Source organism: Chryseobacterium sp. D764 (assembly GCF_019317325.1).
Classification (GTDB): Bacteria; Bacteroidota; Bacteroidia; order Flavobacteriales; family Weeksellaceae; genus Chryseobacterium.
The window spans coordinates 3,807,255-3,826,200 of sequence record NZ_CP079219.1; the positions used below are offsets into that span (position 1 = coordinate 3,807,255).

The 18,946-nt window shown below is 36.6% G+C and carries 15 protein-coding genes and 1 riboswitch; of the genes, 14 read left to right on the forward strand and 1 reads right to left on the reverse strand.

All coding sequences use genetic code 11. The features are described 5' to 3' along the window. Positions 1–17: 17 nt before the first annotated feature. The 7 genes from KYG33_RS17330 to KYG33_RS17360 all read left to right on the forward strand — a co-directional run bounded on the left by KYG33_RS17330 (position 18) and on the right by KYG33_RS17360 (position 6,884). The gene (locus KYG33_RS17330; RefSeq protein ID WP_077413636.1) at positions 18–1,001 is read left to right on the forward strand and encodes a stage II sporulation protein M; all 984 of its coding nucleotides are present in this window, start codon (positions 18–20) and stop codon (positions 999–1,001) included. Beyond that, positions 985–1,947 (forward strand): DUF4013 domain-containing protein, encoded by a 963-nt coding sequence (locus tag KYG33_RS17335; protein ID WP_219072128.1) that lies wholly within the window; start codon positions 985–987, stop codon positions 1,945–1,947. The genes KYG33_RS17330 and KYG33_RS17335 overlap by 17 nt, the downstream gene beginning before the upstream one ends. Further along, on the forward strand, positions 1,940–2,728 hold the full coding sequence (locus KYG33_RS17340; protein ID WP_077413638.1) for a DUF4129 domain-containing protein: 789 nt from the start codon (positions 1,940–1,942) through the stop codon (positions 2,726–2,728). Before KYG33_RS17335 ends, KYG33_RS17340 begins: the two co-directional genes overlap by 8 nt. 11 nt (positions 2,729–2,739) lie before the next feature. After that, positions 2,740–3,897, forward strand: a complete 1,158-nt coding sequence (locus KYG33_RS17345) for a hypothetical protein (RefSeq protein ID WP_077413639.1) — start codon at positions 2,740–2,742, stop codon at positions 3,895–3,897. 110 nt (positions 3,898–4,007) lie between these two features. Next, positions 4,008–5,039, forward strand: a complete 1,032-nt coding sequence (locus KYG33_RS17350) for an AAA family ATPase (protein WP_077413640.1) — start codon at positions 4,008–4,010, stop codon at positions 5,037–5,039. Positions 5,040–5,114: 75 nt separating this feature from the next. Beyond that, on the forward strand, positions 5,115–6,437 hold the full coding sequence (locus KYG33_RS17355; RefSeq protein ID WP_077413641.1) for a DUF58 domain-containing protein: 1,323 nt from the start codon (positions 5,115–5,117) through the stop codon (positions 6,435–6,437). A 27-nt stretch (positions 6,438–6,464) separates the two neighbouring features. Continuing rightward, positions 6,465–6,884: an OsmC family protein gene (locus tag KYG33_RS17360; RefSeq protein ID WP_219072129.1), complete on the forward strand. Its 420-nt coding sequence runs from the start codon at positions 6,465–6,467 to the stop codon at positions 6,882–6,884. 70 nt (positions 6,885–6,954) lie between these two features. Here KYG33_RS17360 and KYG33_RS17365 read toward each other — a convergent pair whose 3' ends face one another. Next, positions 6,955–9,570, reverse strand: coding sequence for an MGH1-like glycoside hydrolase domain-containing protein (locus KYG33_RS17365; protein WP_077413643.1), 2,616 nt, complete (start codon positions 9,568–9,570; stop codon positions 6,955–6,957). 188 nt (positions 9,571–9,758) lie between these two features. Beyond that, positions 9,759–9,865, forward strand: a riboswitch (SAM riboswitch). A 66-nt stretch (positions 9,866–9,931) separates the two neighbouring features. Between KYG33_RS17365 and KYG33_RS17370 the strand changes: the two genes are divergently transcribed. The 7 genes from KYG33_RS17370 to metH all read left to right on the forward strand — a co-directional run bounded on the left by KYG33_RS17370 (position 9,932) and on the right by metH (position 18,941). Then, positions 9,932–10,876 carry an alpha/beta fold hydrolase gene (locus tag KYG33_RS17370; protein ID WP_077413644.1) on the forward strand — a complete coding sequence of 315 codons (945 nt, stop codon included), beginning with the start codon at positions 9,932–9,934 and terminating at the stop codon, positions 10,874–10,876. Then, on the forward strand, positions 10,876–12,414 hold the full coding sequence (locus tag KYG33_RS17375) for an ACT domain-containing protein (RefSeq protein ID WP_077413645.1): 1,539 nt from the start codon (positions 10,876–10,878) through the stop codon (positions 12,412–12,414). Before KYG33_RS17370 ends, KYG33_RS17375 begins: the two co-directional genes overlap by 1 nt. A gap of 111 nt (positions 12,415–12,525) precedes the next feature. Next, positions 12,526–13,686: an O-succinylhomoserine sulfhydrylase gene (locus KYG33_RS17380; protein WP_219072130.1), complete on the forward strand. Its 1,161-nt coding sequence runs from the start codon at positions 12,526–12,528 to the stop codon at positions 13,684–13,686. Between the two features lie 29 nt (positions 13,687–13,715). Then, the gene (locus KYG33_RS17385; protein ID WP_077413647.1) at positions 13,716–14,087 is read left to right on the forward strand and encodes a four helix bundle protein; all 372 of its coding nucleotides are present in this window, start codon (positions 13,716–13,718) and stop codon (positions 14,085–14,087) included. After that, positions 14,077–15,105, forward strand: a complete 1,029-nt coding sequence (locus KYG33_RS17390) for a homocysteine S-methyltransferase family protein (protein WP_175627183.1) — start codon at positions 14,077–14,079, stop codon at positions 15,103–15,105. Before KYG33_RS17385 ends, KYG33_RS17390 begins: the two co-directional genes overlap by 11 nt. Positions 15,106–15,187: 82 nt before the next feature. Further along, positions 15,188–16,279: a fatty acid desaturase family protein gene (locus tag KYG33_RS17395; RefSeq protein WP_077413648.1), complete on the forward strand. Its 1,092-nt coding sequence runs from the start codon at positions 15,188–15,190 to the stop codon at positions 16,277–16,279. Position 16,280: 1 nt separating this feature from the next. Further along, positions 16,281–18,941, forward strand: a complete 2,661-nt coding sequence (metH, locus tag KYG33_RS17400; RefSeq protein ID WP_219072131.1) for a methionine synthase — start codon at positions 16,281–16,283, stop codon at positions 18,939–18,941. Positions 18,942–18,946 lie beyond the last annotated feature (5 nt).

The window sequence follows — 18,946 nt, forward strand, 5'->3', positions numbered from 1 at the left end:
TTTTAGCCTTAACAATTATGAGAGAAGTTTATTTCATTAAACAAAATAAAGAAAAATGGTTGGGAATAGAACAGGTTATTCAAGGGAAAATTAAAAAAAATCCTGATGACCTGTCTTCATTGTATATTAATCTGATCAATGATCTTTCTTTTGCCCAGACCTATTATCCCAAAAGTAACACTACTGTTTACCTGAACCATCTGTCTGCCCAGATTTTTCAGAAGATCTATAAAACAAAAAGGGTAGAGGAGAACAGGCTGGTTTATTTTTTCAAAACTGAAGTTCCGTTGCTGATGTATCAGTACAGGAGATATCTGATGTATGCTTTTCTCTTTTTCATTTTATTTACTTCAATAGGAGTACTTTCTGCCATTTATGATAAAGATTTTGTAAATATTATTCTGGGTGAAGGTTACGTAAATGAAACCATTGAAAATATTAAGCATAATAATGCGGTAGGAGTTTATCAGAGTGGCAGTACATGGGGAAGTACCATCGGGATTATTTTTAATAATATCCAGGTAGGAGCGAAACTGTATATTTACGGAATTGCAGGCGGAGTGGGAACATTATTCGCATTGCTTTCCAATAGTGTGATGCTGGGTGCTTTCCAGTATTTTTTCTATGATTATGGAGCATTGAAAGAGAGTGCAAGAGGAATATGGCTTCATGGAGTTTTTGAGATCTTTGCCATGGTGGTAGAAGCGATGTGTGGCCTGATTCTGGGTGCATCTATTTTATTTCCGAGAACGTTTTCAAGGTTTAACTCTTTTAAAAAAGGATTTAAAGATTCATTTAAAATATTTTTAAGTACTGTTCCTTTCACAATTTGTGCAGGAATTATAGAAGGTTATGTTACAAGACATGCTTTGAAAATGCCTTTGTTTCTGAACCTGATCATTATTTTTGGCTCACTGGCAATTATAGGATTCTACTATTTTGTATATCCGTCTGTTGTCTATAAAAAAACTAATAAACACATTCATGATACAATTATATAAAAAAAGAGATTTTGGAAACTTTATCAGCGATAGTTTTAATTTCTTCAAAATATATGGGAAGAATTATTTTAAGAACTATATTCTGATCAATGGCTTGCTTTTGATCTTAATGGTAACCGTTGCAATCTTCGGGTATAAAGAACTCTTTTCGCAGGTATTCGCATCCAACCTTGGGGGAGAAACATCTTATTTTGAACAGTATTTTTCGGATAATGCCGGTATGCTGATTACAGTAGGATTACTGACTTTTCTGCTTTTCATGGTCCTGATGATTGTCAATTACCTGTATCCTGTTTTCTATTTAAAAAGAATTGCAGAAGGTGCAGAAAAGATAAAAGCGGATGAAATTCTGAGTGATTTTAAAAGCAATGCAGGGAGAATAGCTAAGCTGTGCCTTGGAATGATTTTTATTGTCACTCCGATGGTATTGTTTGTCGTAGGATTTTCTTATATCCTCATTTTTATTATTATCGGACTGTTTTTGATACTGCTGCTTTACCCAACGATATTTAATTTCACTACATTTCTGATGTATGATTATTTTAATTCGGACAGAGGATTCTGGGGAAGTTTGAGCTATGCTTTACGGTCACAGTTTTCTTACCCGAATGGCAGTGAGAAATCTCCGTTCTGGAAATATTGGGGATCTGCGTTTGTGATGTTTATTATTATTTACATGATAACATCTGTATTTACATTTATTCCGATGATATTCTTTTACGGATCGCTTCTTACGTCTGCACCGGACGGAAATTTTGAGCAGAACCCTTTTACCGGAACTGCCGGAATTTTGTTTTTTGTATTCTATGGAGTTTCAATGCTGATTTCATTTTTTCTTTCAAACCTGATGTATGTGAATGCTGGATTGATGTATTATGACAGCAGAACAGATTTTCACCAGAAAGTAGAACTTGCAGAAATAGACACGATTGGAATCAATGAATAAAATTTTCCTTTTCTTACTCCTTTTTCTCTCTCTTGGGCTGGTTCAGGCTCAGGACGATAATCCTGATGATGATCTGGTAGATTCATTATATACAACCGGGCATTACAGAAATATGCTGCGTGCAGATTCTGTGCTGATGAAAAACCCAGTGTCAGAAAATGAGGTTCATCCGAAAACATTTAAAGAAAATATTCCGTCAAGATATAAAGGACGTGAATTTGATTATTCAGTATCAAAACCAAGAGAATCTTTCTTTCAAAAACTGATGCGGAAGCTCAATCAGATTATACAGGGGATTTTTGGCGAAACAACATTGACTAAGTCTGCAGAATTTACAACTGTTCTTATCCGTCTGTTTGCGATTATCCTTGTAGGTTTTCTGCTTTATTTCATCATTAAATATCTGATGGGGAAAGATGGGAATTTTATTTTTGGTAAAAAGAATAAGAAATTGGATATCAACGTTCAGGAACTCCATGAGAATATCCATGAAATCAATTTTCCTGAAAGTATCGCGAAATTTGAGATGGCGGGAGATTATCGGTCAGCAGTTCGTTACCAATTCCTGTTTGTTCTTAAAAAACTGAGTGATAAAAAGCTGATCAACTGGAATCCGGAAAAAACCAATAAAGATTATGCCGCAGAGTTGAAAGCTCCCCATCTTAAAAACGATTTCTCTAATCTTTCTTATATCTTTGATTATGTCTGGTACGGAGAATTCAGTATTGAAGAAGAAAGCTATCAGAAATTTAAAAATCAGTATCAGGCATTTAAACCTTAACAATAGTAACCATGAATAAAACTTTCAAAACATATGCTGTAATTTTCGTCATTGTGATGATTGTTCTGGCATTGCTTGAAGTTAACAAAAAAGAAACGACAGACTGGCGAAAGAATTTTGACATTAATGAGAAGTCTCCGTTCGGACTATTTGTTTTTAATAATGAAGCTAAAGATCTGTTTAAAAATAATCTGAAGAAGATTGAACAGGTTCCCTACGAATACTACAGTCAGCATAAAAAGGATCCTCACAATATTATTGTTATTGAAAATAATCTTGACAAAGAGTCCTGGAATAAAATCCTGACTCAGGTATCTGAAGGTTCGGATGCATTTTTACTGGTGGTTCGGATGCCGAAGGAAATTTCAGACAGTATCGGGTATTATGATTCCGAAATCTCCTTTGAAGAGGAAAATGTGCTGAAACTTACAGACAAAAAATATCAGAATGATTTTGTTAAGCTGGATAAATTTCCGTCAGGAAGAGGATTTTCATTCATTAAACCTAAAGTTGAAGTCCTGGGGAAAACTGTGGAAAAAAAGAATAACGATCAGGCCAACTTTATCAAAGTGAAATTTGGAAAAGGATATATTTACGCTCATACTGAACCTCTTTTTCTGACCAATTATTATCTTCTGAAACCTGGGAACGTAAAATATGCACAGGATGTGTTTTCATATCTGCCAGATAGAGAAACCATTTGGTTTGTATCCAACAAAAGTTCAGCATCACGCTTCTTCATGAGATTTGTATTGTCAAATCCGGCTTTAAAGTATGCCTGGTGGGTGCTTTTGGGTGGACTTGTCCTTTTTATTTTCTTTAATGCGAAAAGAAAACAGAGAATAGTACCGGTAACAGAGCCACTAAGGAATACTTCTCTGGATTTTGTGAAAAGTATTGGAAATCTGTATCTTCAGGAAGGTGATTTTCATGATATGATGGCCAAGAAGGCACAGTATTTTCTGAACAAAGTGAGGATGGATCTGTTGATAGATACCCAGAATTTAGATGAAGAATTTGCAAAAAAATTACAGCTGAAAACCGGGAAAACCATAGAGATGATCAATGAAGCGATAACGCTTGTAAAAAAAGCTCAGGACCCTTACGCCAGCGTAATGAAGGAAGACCTTACAAGGATCAATAAGCTCCTTGATGAAATATTTAAATAATACAACAATATAATGATGTAACAAGTACCAATGCTAATAATGACTTTTCCAGGAAGAGATTTGATTATTACATTGACAGCCATTGTTAGATCGGCAAATTAAAATTTATTATGGAAAACTTTGATAACCCTAATATAGAAAACCAAAGCTCTATAGACCTTAATAAGCAGGAAGAGCAGTTTCATTCGAGAATAGATATGATCGAACTTCGTGCAAGCCTGGAGAAAGTAAAATCTGAGATCGGAAAAGTAATTGTAGGGCAGGAGAAGATGATTGAACATCTTTTGGCAGCGTTACTTTCAAACGGTCATGTTTTGATTGAAGGAGTTCCGGGAGTGGCGAAGACAATCACCGCAAAATTATTAGCCAAAACCATTGACGTAGGTTTCAGCAGAATTCAGTTTACTCCGGATCTTATGCCTTCCGATATCTTGGGGACATCCATATTCAATGTGAAAAATTCAGAATTTGAATTTAAAAAAGGACCTATCTTCTCCAACTTCATCCTGATTGATGAGATCAACAGATCGCCGGCAAAAACACAATCTGCATTATTTGAAGTAATGGAAGAAAGACAGATCACCATGGATGGTACCCGTTATATTTTGGAAGAACCTTTTCTTGTTATCGCTACACAAAACCCTATAGAACATGAGGGAACGTACAGACTTCCGGAAGCCCAGCTGGATCGTTTTTTATTCAAAATCAATGTAGGATATCCTAATCTTGAGCAGGAAATCGCGATCATTAAAAATCAGCACGAAAGTAAAAAAGAAGATAAAACAGAAGGCGTAAACCGCGTGATCACAGCTGTACAGCTGAAAAACTACCAGAATCTGGTAAAAGAAATCATTGTGGAAAGTCAGCTGATGGAATATATTGCTAAGATTATCATCAATACAAGAGAAAACCAATTCTTATATCTGGGAGCTTCACCGAGAGCTTCATTAGCACTTCTTACAGCATCAAAAGCATTTGCAGCGCTGAGAGGAAGAGATTTTGTGACTCCTGAAGATATCAAAGAAGCAAGCTATGCTGTTTTAAGACACAGAGTCATCGTATCTCCCGAAAGAGAAATGGAAGGTCTTACTGCAGATGAAATTATCCGCCAGATTTTAGAAGGAATAGAGATTCCGAGATAGGTTATTAGATAATAGGTGACAGGGCAATAATCCCTAATCCCTTTTTTCTAAATCCTAATCCCTATACCCTAACCAATGAAAAACTTATACATCAATACACGTTTCTTTTTTGCACTCATCGGAGTGGGGATTCTGTATGTTCTGGCATTTTTCTTTCCGGTGCTGATGTGGGCAGCCCATATCGTGCTTCTGATTTGTTTTCTGGCTGCAATGGTAGATTTCCTGTTGCTTTTTAACCAAAAGAATGCGCTGCAGGTTCAAAGAATTTTACCGGAAAAACTGTCTAACGGAGATGAGAATTTTGTAAAAATTGACATCAAAAATAATTATAGCTTTACCATATCCACTAAGATTATTGATGAAATTCCTTTTCAGTTTCAGAAAAGAGATTTTTTAATCGAAAAACAGATCGCTTCAGGAGCGAATACATTCTTTCAATATTCATTAGAACCTAAGGAAAGAGGAGAATATCATTTCGGAGGTTTGAATATTTACGCATCTTCACCATTAGGTTTAATTTCAAAAAGATTTATTTTTCAGAAGGATGCTATGCTGCCATCTTATCCATCCTTTATTCATCTCAGAAAATATGAGCTGATGGCCATTCAAAGTGAATTTCTATTAGGTGGAATCAAAAGAGTCAGAAAGCTGGGACACACGATGGAATTTGAGCAGATCAAAGAATATGTTCCCGGAGATGATATCAGAACGATCAACTGGAAAGCTACTTCCAAGACCAACCGTTTGATGGTAAACCAGTTTCAGGATGAAAAATCACAGCGTATTTTTATGCTGATTGATAAAGGAAGAACCATGAAAATGCCTTTCAATGGATTAAGCTTGCTGGATTATTCCATCAATGCAACAATGGCACTTTCTCATATTATTTTGAGAAAGGGAGACAGAGCCGGTATGATGACCTTTTCCAAGAAAGCTGAAAATAAAATTGCAGCCGATAATAAATCCGGGCAGCTGAAAAAAATCTCTGAAGCGCTTTATAATATTAAAACAGATTTCTTTGAAAGTGATTTCAACCGCCTGTATCAGGATGTAAAATATTCTATCAATCAAAGAAGCTTAATTCTGCTTTTTACCAACTTTGAAACATTGGACGGACTGAACCGACAGCTGAAATATCTACGTGGAATCGCAAAAAACCATTTGCTGGTAGTTGTATTCTTCAAAAATTCAGAATTGCAGACGCTGATCAACAAAAATCCTGAAAATATGCAGGAAATCTATGATGAGATCATTGCTGAGAAATTTGAGTTTGAAAAGAAACTGATCATCCAGGAACTTCGCAAATATGGAATCTATACCGTATATACACTTCCGGAAAATTTGAATATCGATGTTATCAATAAATATCTTGAGATAAAAGCGAGAGGAATTTTATAACTTTGCAAAAGCAATAAGCAATAAATAATGAAAATTACACTTAACAGAATAAACGACGATTTTTTATTTGAATGTACAAATGCACAAGGAAATTCTATTCTTCTGGATAATACTTCCCAGCCGGGAGCAAAAGGCGTTTCTCCAATGGAAAGTGTACTGATGGCAGTCGCGGGCTGCAGCGGAATTGATGTGGTTTCTATTTTAAAGAAGCAGCGTCAGGATATCAAAAGTTTTCAGGCAGAAGTAGAAGGAGAAAGAGTACAGGTAGATGAAGCAAAACCTTTTAAATCCATTAATGTTAAGTTCCTTTTAGAAGGAGAAATTGATCCTAAAAAAGCATTAAAGGCAGCAGAACTTTCTTTTGAAAAATACTGTTCCGTATCAAGAACGTTAGAACCGAATGTAGAAATCGGATATGAAGTCTATGTAAACGGAGAAAAAATTTAATCTCTTATTTAAAAATAGAAAAAGCCGGATGACTCATCCGGCTTTTTTATTATTTATTACTCATTGCTGATTAAAAGGTAAGTCTTGGTTTTATCAGTTTCGCCACAGTGGCAGTCCATCCTGTCTGGTGAGAAGCCCCTACACCACGGCCGTTATCACCATGAAAATATTCAAAGAAGGTGATATAATCTCTGAAATGCTCATCGTAATTGAATTTTGGATTGCCTCCGTTGAAAGCCCTTTGCCCATGTTCATCCTTTAAAAATATTGAACAGAGCCTTTTGCTGATATTCTGAGCGACTTCATCAAGATTTCTTTTATCGCCGCTTCCTGTTGGAAATTCTACCTTAAGACTGTTTCCATAATAATAATGAAAACGCTGCAGGCTTTCAACAATCAGGAAATTGATAGGAAACCAGATCGGCCCACGCCAGTTGCTGTTTCCACCAAACATTCGGCTGTCACTTTCTGCAGGAGTATAGTATACCATATTTTCGGCTCCATGCACAGAGAATACAAAAGGATTTTCTTCGTATACTTTAGACATAGCACGGATTCCGTAAGAGCTTAGAAATTCTTTTTCATCAAGCATTCTTGTAAGAACCTTTGTTAATCTGTTTTTACGTAAAATACTCATCAGATGTTTTCTGCCTTGTCCCTCCTCATCCCAATGAGAAACGAGCTTGGTGAGTTCCGGCTTATTTTTTAGGATCCATTCCATTCTGGTTTTGAAATTAGGCATCTTTTCCAACAGCCTGTGATCCACAATTTCTACTGCGAATAAAGGAATTAAGCCGACAATACTTCTTAATTTCAAAGAAACACTGTCTCCGTTTCCAAGCTGCAATACATCATAGAAGAATCCGTCTTCTTCATTCCACAAGCCTTTTGTTCCTTCACCCAGGTTTTCCATAGCTTCAGCGATATAAAGATAATGTTCAAAAAACTTGATCGCCATATCCTCATATACCTGATAATATTGGGCAAGTTCCATCGCAATACGCATCATATTCAATGCATACATCGCCATCCAGCTTGTTCCGTCTGCCTGCTCAAGATGCTGACCGTCCTTTAGTTCCATATTCCGGTCAAAAGCACCAATATTATCTAGACCAAGGAAGCCGCCTCCGAAAATATTTTTACCATTTTTATCCTTTCTGTTGACCCACCATGTAAAATTCAGCAACAACTTCTGAAAGACTTTTTCTAAAAATAATAAATCCGGCTTTCCATTGTTTTTTTCATCAATCTTAAAAACACGGAAGCAAGACCAGGCATGTACAGGCGGGTTTACATCGCTCATGTTCCATTCATAAGCAGGAAGCTGTCCGTTAGGATGCATGTACCATTCTTTGGTAAGTAATAAAAGCTGTCCTTTGGCGAATTCCGCATCTATAATGGAGAAAGGGACGCAGTGAAATGCCAGATCCCACGTAGCATACCATGGATACTCCCATTTATCAGGCATGGAAATGATATCCTTATTATGAAGATGATTCCATTCTGTATTTCTTACATATTCGTTGAAATTTCTTGGAGCCTCAAAATTGGGATCTCCTTTCAACCATTTTCCGATATTGTAATGATAGAACTGTTTATTCCAAAGAAGCCCTGCAAAAGCCTGTCGCTGAACATTTCTTTCATCTTCATTTACTGTATCATTCTGAATATCGTTATAAAACTCTTCAGCTTCAGCTTGACGGATATTGAAAATATGATCAAAACTGTCAAAAGGTTCATCCATTTCGTCAGGAGACAACCTGAACTCAAAAACTTTTGATTCCCCAGCATCAATAATTTCATCAATAAGAAAAGAAGCTTTTGTTCCTCTTTTTTCAGGATTTACAGTATCTCCCTGATGAATAATAAAATTATTGATTCCATCTTTGAAATAAGTATTCTCTGCTTTGGGAGCTCCGTAAAGTTTGGAAGTATTGGTTTCATTATCACAAAATACACTCTGTGCATTTGAGTTTCGGGAATATAGCTTTTTGATCGAAATACTGTCATGACCAATATTAATACTTCCGTCATGAGACGCATTAACCTCTCCTTTATAAGTATTGTATCCCCATTTCCAGTTGTTTCTGAACCAGATTGTGGGAGCTACCAGAATAGGAGCCTCATGCTGGCTTCGATTACAAACGGTGACTCTGGCTAAGATATCGTTGTGATCGGCTTTACAGTATTCAATGAAAATATCAAAATATTCATCGTTATCAAAAATTCCGGTATCAAAAATCTCATATTCCGGTTCTTTTTTGCTTCGTTTTCCGTTTTCTATAACAAGATCATCGTAAGGAAATTCATTAATCGGATATTTATACACCACCTTCATATAGCTGTGAGTAGGCGTATTGTCCAGATAATAAAAGATTTCTTTGATGTCTTCACCATGATTTCCCTGAGGGTTACTCAATCCGAAGAATCGTTCTTTTACCATTTTATCTTTCTTGTTCCAGAATGAAAAAGCAAAACAGAAAAGTTGCTTTACATCAGAAATTCCGGCGATGCCTTCTTCTCCCCAGCGGTAAGCATAGCTTTCAGCATTATTATGATTGGTAAAATCCCAGGCATTCCCGTTTGAGCTGTAATCTTCACGTACATTTCCCCACTGTCGGTTGCTTACATAAGGTCCCCAGTTTTTCCATTTAGTATCTTGTAATCTTTCTTTTTCGGCGGTCATATCTCATCATTTTTCCATACGAAGTTAGTTTTTTTGAAAAATAATTCCAATTTTTTTCATCTGAACAATTATTAATATAGTTTTGAAATACTTGTATTTAAGGGCTTTTTTAAATATTAAAATATTTTTTTTTTGAAATTAAAAGAAAAGAACTACCTTTGCACCATTCGTTCATTCAAATATTGAAAATGTTATCAAGAAAGGTTGAGGGATTAGACCCTATGAAACCTTAGCAACCCTTTGCGCAAGCAAAGAAGGTGCTACGTTCTACCAAAGTATTTTGGACAGATAACTTACTGAAGTTCTTTTCAGCCATTTCCTGTGGCATTTTCAATTGTATTTGTATTAAAATATAATAGAATTGAAAACAGAACTAAACTATATAAATCTTTCGTATCAAACCAATTCCCAAAAGGAATACCATATCCCGTTAAGCTATCAGCTTTTTGGGAAAGATCTGTTTACAGCACCCATTGTTTTAATCAATCATGCACTTACCGGAAACTCAGATGTATCCGGAGAAAAAGGTTGGTGGAAACAATTGGTAGGAGAAAATCAGATTGTTGATACCAATCAATATACGGTTCTGTGTTTCAATATACCCGGAAACGGTTATGACAATTTTTTAATTGAAGATTATGAAGATTTCACGCCTTCAGATATCGCCGCGATATTTCTAAAAGGGCTTGAAGCTTTACATATCAAAAATCTATACGCCATTATTGGGGGCTCTCTGGGAGGAGGAATTGCCTGGGAAATGCTTGCCAAGCAGCCGGATCTTGCAGAAGTATTTATTCCTATTGCCTGTGATTACAGAACACACGACTGGCTTCATGCACAATGTCTGGTTCAGAAATTTTTATTGAATGATAAAGAAGAACCATTACAGAAAGCAAGAATTCATGCCATGCTGTGTTATAGAACACCACAGTCGCTCAATGACAGATTTCAAAACCAATATAACCAGGACAAACAATGTCTGGAATCAGAAGACTGGTTGGTTTATCATGGTAATGCACTAAACGAAAGATTTAGTTTAAAAGCGTACAAACTGATGAATCATCTCTTGATGAATATTAATGCTGATGAACCATCACTGGATAAAATACAGGCACGAATGCACATGATCTCCGTAGATACAGACTTATTCTTTCCTGCTTCTGAAATCCGAATGTGTTTTGAAAACTTAAAAGAGAAAAATAAGAATGTTTCTTACCACGAGATCCAATCTATACACGGGCATGATGCCTTCTTAATGGAATATCAACAATTAAATAATATCATTAAAAACATTTTACAGAAGTAATGAAAAATGCTAACGAAATAAAATTTTTGAAGAACAGATCAATCATCAAATTTGAAGGAGAAGATTTCCTGGGAGAAATCGGGATTGACGGACGAATTTTTAAAGCGCTTACCTTAGCGCGTATCAGTGTAGGAGTAATTTCCCAGCAGGCCATAGAAAACGGAATTTCTATCTTGGTTCAGGAAATTGATGCAGAAAAAGCAGTTGCTTGTCTTATTGATGAGTTTGAAGCAGAAAGAAAATCTGGAAAAGTTTCTCAGATCTATAGTATCAATAATGTTTCTGTGATCGGTTTTGTAGCAGAAGATTTCAATAAAGTCTTTGCTGAGCTGGCAAGAAACAATGTTTTCCCATTACTTTTGAATCAGGTTGCGGGAGAAAACAGAGTCAACATCGTAGTAACTTCTTCACAGGATGAAAAAACCAGAAATATCATCGAGTCTGAAATTTTCAAAAAGCCAAAGACAGTTCATTTAGCAATTATAGGTCACGGAAATGTAGGAAAAACTCTGATACAACAGGTATTGGAATCTTCAGAAGAAATAAAAAGACGTAAAAAAATAGATCTTAAAGTTGTTGCAGTAGCCAATTCAAAGAAAATAGCTTTCAACAAAAAAGGATTTGATGCGAATTGGAGCGATGAGGTTTTGACTGCAGAACATCCTTCGAGTGTTCAGGAGCTGATTAATTTCTCCAACGAAAACCAGCTGGAGAACCTTATCGTTGTTGATAACACGGCAAGTAAGGATTTTGTGAAAAACTATCATGCTCTGGCAGAAAACGGATTTGATCTGGTTTCTTCAAACAAGATTTTTAATACCCTTCCGATTGAAGAATACAGAAAACTAAGATATACGTTGAATAAAAACAACAGACGTTATCTGTATGAAACCAATGTGGGGGCAGGTTTACCATTAATTGATACGATTAAATTATTACACCTTTCAGGAGAAAATATCACCAGAATCAAAGGAGTATTCTCCGGAACATTAAGCTATGTTTTCAACAATTTTTCTTTAAGAGACGATAAATTTTCAACCATTATCAATGAAGCTTTGGAAAAAGGATACACAGAACCGGATCCAAGAGAAGACCTATCGGGAAATGACGTAGCAAGAAAATTATTGATTCTGGCGAGAGAATTAGACTTAATTAATGAATTCGGAGATATCAATATTCAAAATCTGGTTCCGGAAAGTCTGCTTGAGGTTTCAAAATCAGAATTTCTTTCAAGACTTGAAGAACTGGACGAAGAGTATCAGAAAATAAAAGAAAATCAGGCGCCTGGGCATGTATTGAGATATGTAGGTGATTTGCATGGTGATCTGCAGAAAGATAAAGGTGAGTTAGATGTAAAATTGATTTCTGTTCCGGCAACTTCAGCTTTAGGACAATTAAAAGGTTCAGATTCAATCTTTGAAATTTACACAGAAAGCTATGGTGAAAATCCTATCGTTATCATGGGAGCAGGAGCAGGTGCACAGGTAACAGCCAGAGGAGTATTCGGAGATATTTTAAGAGTAAGTGAAACTAAATAATATTTAATCTAACATCTATCAATTTGGCAGTGTAACCATAACGGCAATTGTCATTCTGAGCATAGCGAAGAATCTGATGGTTACAATGTAAAATTGATCAATTAAAACTATATGGAAAATTTTGAAACATCAGCAATAAGAACCCAGACTGAAAGAAGTCAGTTTGACGAGCATTCTACACCATTATACCTTACTTCCAGTTTTATATTTCAGGATGCGGAAGATATGAGAGCAAGCTTTGCAGAAGAAAAACCAAAGAATTTATACAGCCGTTTCTCTAATCCAAACGTAACAGAATTTACAGATAAGATTGCTAAGATGGAAGGTGCAGAAGCAGGATATGCGTTTGCTACAGGAATGGCTGCCATCTATTCTACATTTGCTGCTTTATTGAATGCCGGAGATCATATCGTGAGCTGCCAGTCAGTTTTCGGATCTACGCATACTTTATTTACTAAGTATTTCCCGAAATGGAATATTGAAACCTCTTATTTCAAAGCAAGAGATGCTGAGAATGTTGAACAATATATCAAGCCCAATACAAAGATCTTATATCTTGAAACTCCTACCAATCCGGCTATTGAAATTCTGGATCTTGAGTTCTTCGGACAGATTGCGAAAAAGCACAACCTTATTTTTATTGTAGATAACTGCTTTGCAACACCTTATCTTCAGCAGCCGATCAAATATGGTGCAGATATTGTTGTACATTCAGCGACGAAATTGATTGACGGACAGGGAAGAGTGTTAGGAGGAATAGCAGTAGGAAAAGAAGACCTGATCAGAGAAATTTATCTTTTCGCAAGAAATACAGGACCTGCATTATCTCCTTTTAATGCCTGGGTATTATCAAAAAGTTTAGAAACATTGGCGATCCGTGTAGAAAAGCACTGTGAGAATGCATTGAAAGTAGCTGAGTTTTTAGAAAGTCATCCGAACGTAGAATTAGTAAAATATCCATTTCTGAAATCCCATCCAAGTTATGAAGTCGCTAAAAAGCAAATGAAGCTTGGAGGAAATATCGTAGCATTTGAAATAAAGGGAGGAATAGAAGGCGGAAGAAACTTTTTAGATAAGATACAAATGTGCTCACTGTCTGCTAATTTAGGTGATACAAGAACGATCGTTACCCACCCGGCATCTACAACCCATTCTAAATTATCCGATGAGGAAAGAAATGAAGTAGGTATTACGGCAGGATTGGTTCGCTGTTCGGTAGGTTTGGAAAATGTAGAAGATATCATAGCAGATCTGAAACAGGCTTTAGATTAGTTAATCGTTGACAGTTTATAAAAAACCAAATGAATAGAGAATACACAGAATTAGTAATTTGGATGGAGGGAAGAAAGTTGGTTAATCTAACTTATATCCTGACTGCCAACTTTCCTAAAGAAGAATTATTGGCTTTAACAGGTCAGATAAGAAAAATGGTAACTTCAGTTTCGTTCAATATAACGGAAGGAAGTAGAAGGCAGAATCCCGAAGATACTTTACCGTTTCTGCAGATTGCCGGGAAATCTCTTTATAAACTGGAAACTCAATTCCATTTGGCTTCAGACCAACAATATATTTCTAAAGAAGATTTTAAAATAATCAATAAAAAAATCCTCTTATGCAAAAAACTGGTCAGCGGATTTATAAACTGTTACAAATTGATAGAAAATGAAAAATAATATACAAGACGCTCAGCTTTCAGCACTCAATGTTCAACTTCAGAAGAGAATTCTGGTTCTTGACGGAGCTATGGGAACAATGCTTCAGAGATACAAGTTTGAAGAAGATGACTATCGTGGAGAGCGTTTCAAGGATTGGGAGCATCCGGTAAAAGGAAATAATGACCTTCTTTCTCTCACACAGCCTCAGGCGATTGAAGAAGTTCACAAGAAATACCTGGAAGCAGGGGCTGATATCATTGAAACCAATACATTCTCGGGAACTACCATAGCGATGGCAGATTATCACATGGAAGAGCTGGTATACGAACTGAACTATGAGTCCGCAAAAATTGCAAGAAAAGCCTGTGACGAATATACCGCGAAAAATCCGGACAAACCGAGATTCGTAGCAGGATCTATCGGGCCAACAAACAGAACGGCAAGTTTAAGTCCAGACGTTAATGATCCCGGATACAGAGCCATCACTTTTGAAGAATTGAGAGTAGCTTACAGGCAGCAGTGTGAAGCTTTGCTGGACGGAGGCTCAGATATTCTTTTGGTAGAAACCATCTTTGATACCCTGAATGCAAAAGCAGCTTTGTTTGCCATTGATGAACTACAGGATGAAAGAGGAATAAAAATTCCGATCATGGTGTCAGGAACCATTACCGATGCTTCAGGAAGAACACTGAGCGGTCAAACAGCAGAAGCTTTTCTGATCTCCGTTTCCCACCTGAATTTATTAAGTGTAGGTTTCAACTGTGCATTGGGAGCAGATCAGCTGACGCCTTATCTTGAAACTCTGGCCCATAATTCAGAATTCTATATTTCAGCATACCCGAATGCAGGTTTACCGAATGCTTTTGGAAAATATGACGAAACTCCTGAAGATATGGCAAGACAAATTAAAGAATATGTAGAAAAAGGACTGATCAATATTATCGGTGGTTGCTGCGGAACCACGCCTGAGCATATAAAAGCGATTGCAGATTTGGTAGAACAATATCAGCCAAGGAAATTGAAGGAATTTGTGTGATTTGATAGATTTTTTTAATTAAAATCAAGAATGAAGGCTAATTATAAATAGTAACTTTATGTAAACCACAAAGTTAAATATAATGAAAAAGCCAATTTACTTAAAAGATTCGGAGGATATCAGATTATTTAATGAGCTGAGAAAGAAAGTAAACCAAAGAGTAGAAACCATTTCTGAAAACAGGGATATCTACATTCAGATCAAAGCGGTTATTCTGCCACTGGTCTATATAGGGTTATATTTTCTTGCTGTTTTGAATGCTGAAAAACATTGGATGTATATTCTGAGTTTTGTTTTAATGGGAATTTCTCTGGTTTTGATTTATTTAAACCTAATTCATGAGGCAGCCCATAACAACATATATAAAAGTAAAAGACTGAACGGGCTGGTTCTTCACATTTTTGATTTTATAGGAGCCAACTCCTATATCTGGAAAAAAAGACATATCGCAAGCCATCATGCATATCCCAATGTAGATGGATGGGACACGGATATCGAGCAGAGCGGATTGCTGTTAATCGTACCGTGGATCAAAGCAAAAGGAGTACAGAGGTATCAGGATAAGTTTTTCTTTTTAGTATATCCATTCTATTTGTTCAATTGGATGTTTATAAGAGACTTCAGAGACTTCTTTGACAAAGAAAGAGTGATTTTAAAGACTCAGGGGAGAATACCGGTTATGGAAAAAGTAAAAATGATAAGCTATAAGCTGTTCTATTTCTTTTATCAGATTGTGGTTCCTGTGATGTTCTTTAAAGTATCAATAGGGTTGGCTTTAGGAGCGTGGTTTTTACAGGTAATTTCAGCAAGTATTTTTGCATTGTTTGTTTTACTGCCTTTGCATCCGCTTCCTGATAATGCCTTTCCAAAATTAAATAAAGAAAATGGTCTGCCATTTAGCTGGCTTCGTCATCAGTTTGAAGTGACCAATGATTTAAAAGAAAATAACTGGCTGGTAAGGAATATGTTGGGGAATTTTAATTTCCATGTAGCACATCATCTGTTTCCGAACTACAGTTATATGTATTACAACGAGATCACAGAGGAGATTGAAGAATTTGCCAGAGAATATGATCTTGCATATAAAAGATTTCCATTGTTGACTGCTTTAAGCAAGCATAGGGATTTATTGAGACAGAATGCCAATAATGCCTACTATATTTTAGAAGAATAAAATGAAATATTTAAGATTATCAGGCCTCGAGCCTCTTATCATAACACCGGAGAGCAATTTCATCAATGTTGGTGAAAGGACTAACGTTGCCGGTTCCAAAAAGTTTTTAAGACTGATCAAAGAGGAGAAATTCTCCGAAGCATTAGATATTGCCCGCCATCAGGTAGAAGGAGGTGCCCAGATTCTGGATGTCAACTTTGATGATGGATTGATTGATGGAAAAGCATCTATGATCAAATTCCTGAACTTAATTGCCTCTGAACCAGATATCGCAAGAATCCCGATCATGGTAGATTCTTCCAAGTGGGAAATCCTTGAAGCAGGTCTTCAGGTAGCTCAGGGAAAATGTGTGGTAAATTCTATCAGTTTGAAAGAAGGCGAGGAAGAATTTATCAAACATGCCAAAGCTATTAAAAGATATGGAGCAGCAGTTATTGTAATGGCATTTGATGAGGTAGGGCAGGCTGACAGTTTTGAACGAAGAATTGAAATTTCAAAACGTTCTTATGATATTCTTGTCAATCAACTTGGTTTTCCGGCAGAAGACATCATTTTTGACTTAAATATCTTTCCTGTGGCAACGGGAATGGATGAGCACAGAAGAAATGCCATCGACTTTATTGAAGCTACACGTTGGGTAAGACAAAATCTTCCTTATGCATCCGTGAGTGGGGGAGTGAGTAATGTTTCCTTCTCTTTCCGTGGAAATGATACTGTGAGAGAAGCAATGCACTCTGTTTTTCTTTATCACGCCATCCAGGCAGGAATGAACATTGGTATTGTAAACCCGGCGATGCTGGAAGTTTATGATGAAATCAATAAAGAATTACTGGAGCTTGTAGAAGATGTAATCCTGGATAAAAGAGAAGATGCTACAGAAAGACTTCTTGACTATTCAGAAAAACACAAATCAGTCAAAAAAGAAAAAACCGAAGACTTAGAATGGAGAAACAATCCATTACAGGAAAGAATTACCTATGCATTGGTAAAAGGGATCGACCGTTTTATTGAAGAAGATGTAGAAGAAGCAAGACAGTCAGCTGCAAGACCACTTCATGTAATCGAAATTAATCTGATGACCGGAATGGGAGTAGTAGGAGATTTATTCGGAAGCGGGAAAATGTTCTTACCTCAGGTCGTAAAGTCTGCAAGGGTAATGAAAAAAGCTGTGGCTTATCTGCAACCTTTCATTGAAGCTGAAAAAGATGGAGCAAAACCTGCCAACGGAAAGATCTTAATGGCAACAGTAAAAGGGGACGTTCATGATATTGGTAAAAATATTGTGAGTGTTGTTTTGGGTTGTAACAACTATGAAATCGTCGACCTTGGAGTAATGGTTCCGGCTGAAAAAATTATTCAGACGGCTATTGCAGAAAAAGTAGACGTTATAGGATTAAGCGGATTGATTACACCAAGTTTGGATGAAATGGTGTATATCGCCTCAGAATTAGAAAGACAAAATTTAGATTTTCCTTTATTAATCGGTGGTGCTACAACTTCAAAGGCGCATACCGCAGTGAAAATTGATTTAAAATATAAAAATGCAGTTGTTCACGTGAATGATGCATCAAGAGCCGTAAACGTAGTAAGCTCATTATTGGGTGACAGAAATAAAGAATATGTTTCGGATTTAAAGAATGACTATTCCGACTTCAGAGAAAAGTTCCTGAACAGACAGGTGGATAAAGATTATGTATCCATCCAGGAAGCAAGAGAGAATCATTTTAAAATTGATTGGGAGAATGAAGAGATTTTCACTCCGAATACGATAGGAATAAAAGTTATCGAAAATCAGGATTTGAGGGAACTTCTTCCTTTCATCGACTGGTCACCGTTTTTCAGAAGCTGGGATCTTCACGGAAAATACCCGAATATCCTGGAAGATGAGGTGGTAGGAGCTCAGGCGAAAGAATTATTCAAAGATGCTCAGGTGATTCTAAAGAGAATTCTGGATGAAAAGCTTTTAACAGCAAAAGCCATTTTCGGGATCTTTAAAGCCAATTCCAATGAATCTGATGATATCTTGATTTTTGATGAAAATAACAATGAGCAGGCGAAGTTTTTAACCTTAAGACAGCAGGCTCAAAGATCAAAAGGAAAAGATTATCTGGCACTAAGTGATTTCATCGCTCCTCAAAGCTCAGGAAAAACCGATTATGTGGGGGCATTCTGTGTAACTACCGGATTCGGAACCGATGAATTGTCCAGTGAATACGAAAAAGCCAATGATGATTACAATTCCATTATGGTAAAAGCCCTGGCAGATCGTTTTGCAGAAGCCTATGCTGAATTCTTACACAAAAAAGTAAGAACAGAATATTGGGGATATGCCAATCAGGAAAGCTTAAGCAACGAAGAATTGATTGCCGAAAAATACAAAGGAATCCGTCCGGCACCGGGATATCCGGCTTGCCCAGACCATCTGGAAAAGAAAACAATCTGGGATCTTTTAAAAGTAGAAGAAAATACAGGTGTTTTCCTTACAGAAAGCCTGGCGATGTTCCCGACAGCATCTGTTTCCGGGTATTATTTCGGAAGCCCGCATGCCAAATACTTCGGATTAGGAAAAATTATAGAGGACCAGCTTAAAGATTATGCAGCAAGAAGAGGTTGCAGTATCCAGGAAGCGAGAAAATGGTTGTCACCAAATTTAGCAGATTAACATTG

Bases quoted from the DNA above. Each gene is read 5' to 3' on its own strand.
- metH (WP_219072131.1), top strand. From the start codon at position 16,281: ATGAAATATTTAAGATTATCAGGCCTCGAGCCTCTTATCATAACACCG.
- KYG33_RS17355 (WP_077413641.1), top strand. From the start codon at position 5,115: ATGAAAAACTTATACATCAATACACGTTTCTTTTTTGCACTCATCGGA.
- KYG33_RS17375 (WP_077413645.1), top strand. From the start codon at position 10,876: ATGAAAAATGCTAACGAAATAAAATTTTTGAAGAACAGATCAATCATC.
- KYG33_RS17335 (WP_219072128.1), top strand. From the start codon at position 985: ATGATACAATTATATAAAAAAAGAGATTTTGGAAACTTTATCAGCGAT.
- KYG33_RS17380 (WP_219072130.1), top strand. From the start codon at position 12,526: ATGGAAAATTTTGAAACATCAGCAATAAGAACCCAGACTGAAAGAAGT.
- KYG33_RS17365 (WP_077413643.1), bottom strand. From the start codon at position 9,570: ATGACCGCCGAAAAAGAAAGATTACAAGATACTAAATGGAAAAACTGG.
- KYG33_RS17330 (WP_077413636.1), top strand. From the start codon at position 18: ATGAGAGAAGTTTATTTCATTAAACAAAATAAAGAAAAATGGTTGGGA.
- KYG33_RS17385 (WP_077413647.1), top strand. From the start codon at position 13,716: ATGAATAGAGAATACACAGAATTAGTAATTTGGATGGAGGGAAGAAAG.
- KYG33_RS17350 (WP_077413640.1), top strand. From the start codon at position 4,008: ATGGAAAACTTTGATAACCCTAATATAGAAAACCAAAGCTCTATAGAC.
- KYG33_RS17360 (WP_219072129.1), top strand. From the start codon at position 6,465: ATGAAAATTACACTTAACAGAATAAACGACGATTTTTTATTTGAATGT.
- KYG33_RS17390 (WP_175627183.1), top strand. From the start codon at position 14,077: ATGAAAAATAATATACAAGACGCTCAGCTTTCAGCACTCAATGTTCAA.
- KYG33_RS17345 (WP_077413639.1), top strand. From the start codon at position 2,740: ATGAATAAAACTTTCAAAACATATGCTGTAATTTTCGTCATTGTGATG.
- KYG33_RS17395 (WP_077413648.1), top strand. From the start codon at position 15,188: ATGAAAAAGCCAATTTACTTAAAAGATTCGGAGGATATCAGATTATTT.
- KYG33_RS17340 (WP_077413638.1), top strand. From the start codon at position 1,940: ATGAATAAAATTTTCCTTTTCTTACTCCTTTTTCTCTCTCTTGGGCTG.